The sequence below is a fragment of the Bacillus cereus group sp. BfR-BA-01381 genome, from assembly GCF_022663555.1.
GTDB lineage: Bacteria > Bacillota > Bacilli > Bacillales > Bacillaceae_G > Bacillus_A > Bacillus_A pacificus.
The window spans coordinates 142,366-149,588 of record NZ_JAKUFR010000001.1; the positions used below are offsets into that span (position 1 = coordinate 142,366).

Here is a 7,223-nt window from a genome sequence, read left to right on the forward strand (position 1 = left end):
GACATTGATTTGAAATTTTAGATTCTTTTACTAGATATGTCCTTCTTCACTTTTTTTATGATTAAAATATAGTGGCGGACGCACGTCCTTAAAAAACAGAAGAGCATCATAATGCTCTTGCGGATAAAGAACTTTAGGAGCAAAACTCATCAATCCAGATTCCAACAACCACCATTTCTGGTCATACCACATATTTTTCTTTCCTTTTTGATTTATTATGTCCAAAGGCAAAAATATGTCGTTTTTTGAGGCTTCATCCAGTAAAGACTCTAAATGATTCTTTTTTGTAGTGTCTATTTCTATGTCAACTCTTAATAATGAAGCTACATTTCCACTTCCTGCATAGAGTCCCAGAGAAAAGCAGTCATTATCACGATTTTGTCTCAACAGATGACCAACACTTTTTATACCCAATAATTTCGAGGGCCACGTTTGTTTTTTTCGAATATGAAAGTTATGAGCCCAAACAATAACTTTTTCATTTTTATAATAATTATCGAGTAGCCATTCTAAGTTTTCAAACATTAATTTCCCTCTAAGTATCCCAGAGGACAAGTACCCTTTCAAATTGGTCTTCAGCCATTGCACCCTATTGATCATCCCTCGGTGAATCAGTTCCAGCATCCTGTTATTCACGCACTCTGCATATTTCATTCGTTTTGAATTGAAAAAAACTAACCACTTTTGGTATTCCTCAATTAGCACTTTCATCCTAGACTTCAATTGTCTTGTTACCTTGTACATCATTTCTTTATCCAACTCGAAGAACGTCATTTCAACTTTCTTTAAAGAATTATATAAGTCATTATCTGTATGATCCTTTACCCATTCCAGCATATATTCAGATATTAAAGGATATGTTGGTTGAACATCCATACCACTTATTTTCAAGTGCTGAGCCCATTCTCCAGTGAAAAGTGCCTTCATTTCTTCATTATGAAAGATATCAAGAAAACCATTCCGTATCTTCTCTTCGGTAGAGTGGTTACTTAGAAACATCTCACACATTGTAGCTTCCAGTAAGCCGCTTTCAAAAACAACGACATTATATCCATGATTTTCATGCAAGTAACGGATTATATCGATTTTGGTTGAATAATAATTCGCAACTCCATGACAGTTTTCCCCCAGAAGAATGATTCGCTTGTCCTTGATATACTGGTCAATAAATGAGTAGCCATTTTCTCGAGTTACACTACTAGCGTTTTTTTGAATTTGCGTTACCCAGCGATTCCTTGTTTTCTTTCTTACAAAATACATAAAACTCCCTCCTTTTTCGCATGAATATTATAAATATTTCTGTTCACCTTGATACAGTGGCCCAATCCCTGATTGGAAGCAAGGAAGCTACGTGGAAAATATACTTCCCATAAAACCTCCACTGATCAAATTTTCACTTTATGATTCATCCTGTCTTCTAATCCATTTCATTCAAACTTCCCTAATTATCTTTATTCTTAAACTTATAATAGAATCATTTTCCATAAACAAGTTACATTATAAGAAAATTCTTACATCAATTGAATACATACGACAAAATTTCCCATAAAATGACATGCTTATTTTTGACAAAAATTTTTAACTAAAATCAGAAAATACTTTCAAAAGTCTAAGATAGGTTAATAAGTAAATATATATCTACTAACCAACATTAAGATTTAAATTTTATTTCTTTATCTTATTATGGTTCAATTATTTACTCATACTGCTTAACTTATTTCTCGAAATTTTGATATAAAAATTGAATTTACCTTAATACAAAAAGAACCATAAGAATAACAAAACAATCGAAAAGAAACCGCCAGTTCTTCTATAACAATCTTTATTGTGTTGTCCATGGATTTTACCATATGTAATAATAGTTCAGAGGAATTTATTTTTCCTTTCATCCTTTCCAACATGTTTACTGTTGCTAAAAAATTTTCATATGGACGAAACGAAGCTCCTGTTCTTTCAAACTTCTCCTTATACTCCTTTACACAATAGTAAACAACTTCTTCTCCTCTTTTTACTAATTCTTCAATAAGAGCAAGAGTTGGGTCCACATGTCTTTCCCCCGGAAAATTAAACGTTAGTACCTTTTCCATATGATAGTTCCTCCTCTCAAATTAAAAACTTTCTATATTCAAGTACGTTTCTCTCCTCATTTTAATAATGGGTACTTGTGAGATTAAATGTAATAAACGAGTAAGAAACAAAGTTGATATACTATAAAATCTCCAAAGGTGGATGACTACTTCAAGTAGAGACTTTCTGAATTGCCATAAAAATAACTTTGAATATGCATTCTATTCTATGTAAGTAAAACGGAATGTGGAATATTAAGAGAAATGAATGAAATTGTATTCATAGAACGATATCCCCAAAAATGGATTTTCAAAATTAGGGAACTATAATGTCATATTGGAATAAATTAAGGGGGATAACAAGTGGACAAGGAAATGAATTATGGAAGTGATTACAAGTTTATTCCAGCAACTTCAATTGAAAGTGGTCATGGCCTCGAAGTATTGTCTGATTTATTTTGCTACACGATTCAAATCGTCAACATATGTTTTGTTGGAAATCCGCATACCGATGATTTTGTTTTAGTTGATGCTGGAATGCCTAAATGTGCAAATGAAATTATCTCTGTCACTGAGAAGCGATTTGGTACAAACAACCGCCCAAAAGCAATTATTTTAACTCACGGGCATTTTGATCATGTTGGGGGAATAATTGAACTCATCAAGTATTGGGATGTTCCAGTCTATGCTCATGAAATGGAGATACCGTTCTTGACTGGACAACAAAGCTATCCTGAACCAGATCCAACAGTTGAAGGTGGTATAGTAGCGAAAATGTCTCCCCTGTTCCCTAATGAACCAATTGATTTAGGAAGTAGCGTAAAAGCGCTGCCTACCGATGGAACTATTCCTCATATGCCAGAGTTTAGATGGATTCATACACCAGGGCATACTCCTGGGCATATTTCATTATTTCGAGAAAAAGACCGAACTTTAATTGCTGGTGATGCTTTTGTTACAGTGAAACAGGAATATCTATATAAAGTATTTACTCAGGAACAGGAAATAAGCGGCCCCCCTCGTTATTTAACAACAGACTGGAAAGCCGCTAAAGAATCAGTCATTAAATTAGAAGAATTAAAGCCTCTGGTCGCTATTACTGGACATGGGATACCAATGTCAGGTGAATTGCTATCAACAAGCCTCAAAACACTTGTTCAAGAATTCGATAAAATCGCTGTACCCGACTATGGAAAATATGTAGACAAAAAGATACATTACGCATGAAAATACTTTTTTTCTTATATTTAAGAAACTAAATAAACAAATCCGAAGTGGGGATACATCTAAAAAATAAAAAAGTGGCCAATGCCACTTTTTTATTTTTGTTTATTAAGCTTGATCAGAATTTCTTACATGTAATGGAGGTGGAACTACCCACCCTTTTTTCTTACTTAAACGCAGCAAAGTTACACCTGCTTGCGCTTTTTTCATATGAAATTGTCCGAATAGCATCCCTACATCTTCTCGAAGACATTTTCCCATCACTTGACTACATGTCACAAGTCCAGCTGCTAATCCTGCAGAAACAGCTGCTGCTATTTCAACATCATTAATACGTGCTCCTGGAGGAATATCTTCAATAGATGCGACTGGTCGTTCTGGAGGAGCAGGCGGTAAAGCAACCCCATTAACTTTTAAAAGCGCCTTTAATTCTTCTATCTCCGAATTCATATCATTTTCAATTAAGCTTTCTAAAAACTTCTTCAAATCTTCATCACCTGTGTGATTCATAAATACTTGATGACTTGCAATCGCACCCTGTGCAGCAAGAAGATAACTCCAAATATCAAATACTTCTCCGTAATGTAACGGCTCATTTTGAGGATTTCCACTTAAAATACCCATTTTTAAATTCCTCCCTTTCGAAAATATCATAATCAATATTGATTTCAATATTGAAATCAAATTTTTAAGTATGCTTTTTCCTGCAAAAGATTTTCTACTATGCATGGAAAACACCTTTCCAACACTGCGTGTTTATTGTTTAGGAAAGTAGTTTACAAATCAAATACTCAAAGATTATGAAAGAAGATTATCAATAATCTTTGAGTGAGAATCCATTTACTATAAGGGTTTTTATTTTTACACATATACAAAAGAAATTGATTTACATATCTACTATATTGTATGTCAATTTACTTAGCGGTTAGCTCTACCACCAAGTTGTTGTTCAGCCATTGCTACTAAACGTTTTGTAATTTCACCACCAACAGATCCATTTGAACGAGCTGTTGTATCTGCACCAAGTTGTACACCAAACTCTTGTGCAATTTCATATTTCATTTGATCAAGAGCCTGTTCAGCACCTCGAACTAACAATTCATTACGATTTCCACTATTATTGTTTGCCATATTATTTCACCTCCGATGTTTTTAATATGCTACAGATTATGAAATAATAATTATCCTTTTTATGGGAATTAGTTTATGAATAAATATTGAATTTCTTCTTAAAATAGTGCAGAAGACATAAGAAAGAAGAGTTGCTATAACATACTGTCATAACAACACTATGTATAGATTCCTCTTTACTAAAGATTTCTGTTTTGCCAAGAGATACATATAAAGTGAAACTTTAATCAGCCCTCACCAATCGGGCTTTTACGTGCAGCCCGCCCCCCCACCTAACTTCTTTGCTTCCGCTGAATTTTGAGGTGGGGATCTTACTGCCCGTTAATGCGGGATAAATTTTGAAAAATGATTCCTAAGGAGATACGAGATGAAAGCTGTAACCTATCAAGGTCCAAACCAAGTACAAGTTAAACAAGTGGATGATGCAAAGTTAGAAAAAAAAGATGATATTATTGTAAAAATTACTTCAACCGCTATTTGCGGTTCTGATTTACATTTATATCAAGGTAACATGCCTTTACCACAAGGATATATTATTGGCCATGAGCCAATGGGCATTGTTGAAGAAGTAGGTCCAGATGTTACGAAAGTGAAAAAAGGCGACCGTGTTGTAATCCCCTTTAACGTTGCTTGTGGACATTGTTTTTATTGCCAACATGAAATGGAAAGCCAATGTGATAACTCCAATCCTCATTATGATTCTGGTGGATACTTTGGTTATACAGAGAAATTTGGTAACCATCCAGGCGGACAAGCAGAATATTTAAAAGTTCCTTTCGGAAATTTCACTCCATTTGTTATACCAGAATCATGCGAACTGGAAGATGAATCTCTACTGTTTTTATCCGATGTTTTGCCAACAGCTTATTGGAGTGTAATAAACGCAGGCGTTAAGCGAGGTGATACTGTTATCGTCCTTGGTTGTGGACCTGTTGGATTAATGACACAAAAATTCGCTTGGATGCAAGGTGCTAAACGCGTAATCGCAGTCGATTACTTAGATTATCGAATAAATTATGCAAAAAAGATTAACAATGTTGAGGTATTTGAGTTTACAAAATTTCCTGATATGGGAGAACATTTAAAGGAAATTACACATGGCGGTGCCGATGTAGTCATTGATTGCGTGGGGATGGATGGGAAAAAATCACCTCTAGAATTTCTGGAACAAAAATTAAAATTACAAGGCGGAACTCTCGGCCCTATTCAAATCGCTACGAAAGCCGTAAGAAAATATGGAACAGTTCAAATGACTGGTGTTTATGGCGGAAATTATAATGCCTTTCCACTCGGGGCATTTTGGGTTAGAAATATTAATTTAAAAATGGGACAAGCACCTGTCATTCATTTTATGCCGGAACTATTTGAAAAAATAACAAACAAAGAATTTGATCCAAAAGAGATTATTACGCACAAAATTCCCCTTGAAGAAGCGAGCTACGGTTATCAAATTTTTAATAATCGTGAAGATGATTGTATAAAAGTCATTTTAAAACCTTGAAAATTGATATGTGACTGGATCTTTGATTTTTCTATGCAGTAGACTGCTAAAAATACCCTACTGCATAGAAAGATACTCTAATCCACTTCCATTACATCCCTAAACTTAAAGATTCTTTGATTACGAAAAGCATCAGTACAAGTAATCGTCTTATTTAATGGATTTATATCAGCTACTGTTATGTAATTTTTATATAGATAGCCATTTTTATAATATGTAAGTAAAACCTCTTCTTCACCTAAATATGAAATTAACAGCTTATTCTCAATCCTTTCTTTTGCATCTTGCGTTAAAATTGGACGAGGGATTTTTGTTTGCTCCTGTATCATTTCTTTAATACAAACGAACTGCTCTGGCATACTGGCAAACGGTTGCCACTTTACCATCTCTCTTCCTTTTGGCATATTAGCATTCATCACGATTTATGTCCTCCTAATAACGTGTTTCTATATCTTGCTGTTGCGACGCTTGTGTAAGAAATTCCACGTAAAATACTGTTCTTACCAAATCGTGTTCGAATTTCGTCCATAACTTTCGTTAATCGCATTTCTTTTTCTCTTTGTATAATGTTATCGAAAAGCGAAATTTGCTCTTCCCCTTCATTTATTAGATTTGTTAAGGAAAGGCTTACCGATCGAATTGGTTCTCCTGTATGTCGCTCGTATAAAAAATAGGTACAAACATTATAAATATCCATCGTTAAATTTGTTGCTCTATTTAATGTATGTGCCTTTTTTATTCCCCCTCCATATTCCTTACTGTATCCAACTGAAAAATGAATCGTTTGCGCATATTTCTTTTCTCTTCTCAATCTGTAGCAAACTTCTTCTACATGCTCTAATAAAATAACGATGAACTCTTCTATCGAATAATCACGAAATAATATTTGGCTTTTCGCTATAGATGTTGTTGCTGGAACGTATTTTTCTGCTATTCTGCTAAAATCAATTCCGTTACTATGTAGATGTAATTCTTCCCCTATTACACCGAATGATTGCTTTAAATATTTCAAAGGATACTGCGCTAAATTTCCAATCGTATGTATACCTTTTCGATTCAATTTCATTTCTGTTTTATACGATATACCCCAAAATTTACTGAGCGGTCTAATGCTCCATAACTTCTCGGGTATATCGTCATACGTCCACTGCACTATTCCATCCCTATTCTTTTTCGCCTCAACATCCATCGCTAAGATTACTAAAAAATGTACATTATGTTGTGTACATAACTATTGTATAAAGTTAAAATTAGATTATCAGAAGATTATAAATATAAAAAAAACGATTAATAAGTTAATC

General features: G+C 34.1%; 6 protein-coding genes and 2 pseudogenes. 2 read left to right on the forward strand and 6 right to left on the reverse strand.

Going from position 1 to position 7,223, the window contains the following annotated elements; all coding sequences use genetic code 11:
- Positions 1-30: 30 nt before the first annotated feature.
- On the reverse strand, positions 31-1,260 hold the full coding sequence (locus MR079_RS00695) for an erythromycin esterase family protein (protein WP_242293307.1): 1,230 nt from the start codon (positions 1,258-1,260) through the stop codon (positions 31-33).
- Positions 1,261-1,802: 542 nt separating this feature from the next.
- Positions 1,803-2,087: pseudogene (locus MR079_RS00700) on the reverse strand (macrolide family glycosyltransferase); the annotation flags it as partial.
- Positions 2,088-2,429: 342 nt separating this feature from the next.
- Here MR079_RS00700 and MR079_RS00705 point away from each other — a divergent pair.
- Positions 2,430-3,293 carry an MBL fold metallo-hydrolase gene (locus MR079_RS00705; RefSeq protein WP_242293308.1) on the forward strand — a complete coding sequence of 288 codons (864 nt, stop codon included), beginning with the start codon at positions 2,430-2,432 and terminating at the stop codon, positions 3,291-3,293.
- A 105-nt stretch (positions 3,294-3,398) separates the two neighbouring features.
- Here MR079_RS00705 and MR079_RS00710 read toward each other — a convergent pair whose 3' ends face one another.
- Complete coding sequence (locus tag MR079_RS00710) at positions 3,399-3,914, reverse strand: DUF3231 family protein (RefSeq protein ID WP_242293309.1); 516 nt, start codon at positions 3,912-3,914, stop codon at positions 3,399-3,401.
- A gap of 294 nt (positions 3,915-4,208) precedes the next feature.
- Positions 4,209-4,421, reverse strand: a complete 213-nt coding sequence (gene sasP / locus MR079_RS00715) for a small acid-soluble spore protein, SasP family (RefSeq protein WP_000002833.1) — start codon at positions 4,419-4,421, stop codon at positions 4,209-4,211.
- Between the two features lie 367 nt (positions 4,422-4,788).
- Between sasP and MR079_RS00720 the strand changes: the two genes are divergently transcribed.
- Entirely contained in the window at positions 4,789-5,922 is a 1,134-nt protein-coding gene (locus MR079_RS00720) for a zinc-dependent alcohol dehydrogenase (protein WP_000649081.1), read from the forward strand.
- A gap of 77 nt (positions 5,923-5,999) precedes the next feature.
- On the opposite strand, the gene MR079_RS00725 is transcribed toward MR079_RS00720, so the two are convergent.
- Positions 6,000-6,341, reverse strand: a complete 342-nt coding sequence (locus tag MR079_RS00725) for a YolD-like family protein (RefSeq protein ID WP_000980464.1) — start codon at positions 6,339-6,341, stop codon at positions 6,000-6,002.
- Positions 6,338-7,117: pseudogene (locus MR079_RS00730) on the reverse strand (DinB/UmuC family translesion DNA polymerase); the annotation flags it as partial. The gene MR079_RS00725 and the pseudogene MR079_RS00730, both read right to left, overlap by 4 nt.
- Positions 7,118-7,223 lie beyond the last annotated feature (106 nt).

Coding starts and splice junctions, on each gene's coding strand:
- sasP (WP_000002833.1), bottom strand. CDS start 4,421: ATGGCAAACAATAATAGTGGAAATCGTAATGAATTGTTAGTTCGAGGT.
- MR079_RS00710 (WP_242293309.1), bottom strand. CDS start 3,914: ATGGGTATTTTAAGTGGAAATCCTCAAAATGAGCCGTTACATTACGGA.
- MR079_RS00720 (WP_000649081.1), top strand. CDS start 4,789: ATGAAAGCTGTAACCTATCAAGGTCCAAACCAAGTACAAGTTAAACAA.
- MR079_RS00695 (WP_242293307.1), bottom strand. CDS start 1,260: ATGTATTTTGTAAGAAAGAAAACAAGGAATCGCTGGGTAACGCAAATT.